We start from the raw sequence: 2,154 nt of genomic DNA on the forward strand, positions 1-2,154 counted from the left end.
GGTTTCGCCCCGGCGGGCGAGTCACTTTGGCTTCGCCGAAGCTTCGCTTTCATTTGAGCCCAAATGAAAGTAACCAAAGCAAAGAGCTTCAATACAAAACCATACGGTTCGTTCTGGCCCGCTTCGGACAACACTGCCACTTCGGCTGCACATCCTCCTTCATTGGGATTGTTGACCGTTCTTCTCCACACGCCTCGCTCGCTTCGCATCGCATCGGCCCCATCGAGGCGATGCGAGCTGGACAGTCACCGTCCGCCGAACGGAACCCCGGTCAGCACATCCGCATGCGCCCGCGGTGCAGACCGCCCGTATTGCGGCGGCGGCGGCACTTGCCCACCCAGCTCCGCCGCTGCATGCCACACCCACCGAGGGTTCCAGAGCATCCCGCGCGCCAATGCCACCATGTCGGCATCGCCATCCACCAGGATCTGCTCGGCCTGCGACGGTTCGGTGATCAGGCCGACCGCCATCGTCGGCAGGCCGGTGGCCTCCTTGATGGCGCGTGCAAACGGCACCTGATACCCAGCGCCCAGCTTGATCTGCTGCTGCGACGTGATGCCGCCCGACGACACATCGATGAAATCGCAGCGGCGTGCCTTCAAGGCCTTCGCGAACTCCACCGTCTGCGGCAGCGTCCAGCTCGGCGCTTCGCTGTGCTCCATCCAGTCCGTCGCCGACACGCGCACGCCCAGCGGCTTGTGCGCCGGCCATACCGCCCGCACCGCATCGAACACTGCCAGCGGCAGGCGCATCCGGTTCTCCAGGCTGCCACCCCACGCATCAGTGCGCTGGTTGCTGATCGGCGACAGGAACTGGTGCATCAGGTAGCCGTGCGCGCAGTGCAGCTCGATCACGTCCAGGCCCAGCCGCTGCGAGCGCTCGGCCGCCTTCGTGAACTGCGCGATCACCGTGCGGATGTCGTCCTCGCTCATCGCGTGCGGCGGCGCCTCTTCCGGTCGCTGGCGCACCGCCGATGGCGCCCACGGCGTCCAGCCGCCGTTCTGCGGGGGGATCAACTGCCCACCCTTCCACGGCGGGGCGCTCGAGGCCTTGCGGCCGGCATGCGCCAGCTGGATGCCGATCGCGCCCTTGGCATGCGGGCGGATCGCCGCCAGCACCCGCGCCAGCGCGGCTTCGTTCTCGTCGCTCCACAGCCCCAGGCAGTCCGGCGTGATGCGGCCCTCGGGGCTCACGCCCGTGGCCTCGATCAGCGTCAGCGCGGCACCACCCTGCGTCATCGCGCCCAGGTGCATCACGTGCCAGTCGGTGGCCGACCCGTCGACCGCCGAGTACTGGCACATCGGCGCGACGATCACGCGGTTGGAGAGCTCGAGCTCGCGCAGCGCGAGCGGACGGAACAAGGTGGGATTCATCGGACTCCTGCAGACGGTTGAAGCACGGTGGCTTCGTGCTATCTTGCCCCACAGCCTTGGCCGCCGCTGACCCCGGGTCTTTGACGTTGGGTCGGCGGCGTGCCGCCACATCGAACAAGTCAAGGAGCCAGAACATGAGCTACAGCATCGATCTCTCCGGCCGCGTCGCGCTGGTCACCGGTGCCTCCAGCGGACTGGGTACCCAGTTCGCGAAGACCCTCGCGAAAGCAGGCGCCGCCGTCGTGCTCGCYGGCCGCCGCGTCGAACGCCTCAAAACCCTGCGCGCCGAGATCGAGGCCGGCGGCGGCGACGCCCACGTCGTCAAGCTCGACGTGACCGACCACGACAGCATCAAGGCCGCCATCGCCCACGCCGAGACCGAAATGGGCACCCTCGACATCCTCGTCAACAACTCCGGCGTCAGCACCACGCAGAAGCTCACCGACGTGACGCCCGACGACTACGACTACGTGATGGACACCAACACCAAGGGCTCGTTCTTCGTCGCCCAGGAGGTGGCCAAGCGCATGCTGGCGCGCGCCAAGGGCGCCGCACCCGGCACCTTCACCGGCGGGCGCATCGTCAACATCGCGTCGATGGCCGGCCTCAAGGTGCTCGGCCAGATCGGCGTCTACTGCATGAGCAAATCGGCCGTCATCCACATGACCCGCGCGATGGCCCTCGAATGGGGCCGCTACGGCATCAACGTCAACGCGATCTGCCCCGGCTACATYGACACCGAGATCAACCACCACCACTGGAAGACCGAGCAGGGCAAGAA

Annotated in this window: 3 protein-coding genes; 1 reads left to right on the forward strand and 2 read right to left on the reverse strand. The window is 67.0% G+C overall.

Features of this window, described 5'->3' with window-relative positions; translation table 11 throughout:
* On the reverse strand, nucleotides 1-191 hold a 191-nt coding region (locus tag AC1D12_RS31590), incomplete at its 3' end, for a hypothetical protein (protein WP_477845130.1).
* A 54-nt stretch (nucleotides 192-245) separates the two neighbouring features.
* The gene (locus AC1D12_RS31595) at nucleotides 246-1,373 is read right to left on the reverse strand and encodes an NADH:flavin oxidoreductase/NADH oxidase (protein WP_477845131.1); all 1,128 of its coding nucleotides are present in this window, start codon (nucleotides 1,371-1,373) and stop codon (nucleotides 246-248) included.
* 134 nt (nucleotides 1,374-1,507) lie between these two features.
* On the opposite strand from AC1D12_RS31595, the gene AC1D12_RS31600 reads away from it, so the two are divergent.
* Nucleotides 1,508-2,154 (forward strand): SDR family oxidoreductase (locus AC1D12_RS31600; protein WP_477845132.1); only part of this gene is annotated, 647 nt, incomplete at its 3' end.

This window comes from Rhizobacter sp. P1_G5, from assembly GCF_056405435.1.

What these genes read in the sequence shown, in the direction of transcription:
- AC1D12_RS31595 (WP_477845131.1), bottom strand. Translation starts at nt 1,373, where the DNA reads ATGAATCCCACCTTGTTCCGTCCGCTCGCGCTGCGCGAGCTCGAGCTC.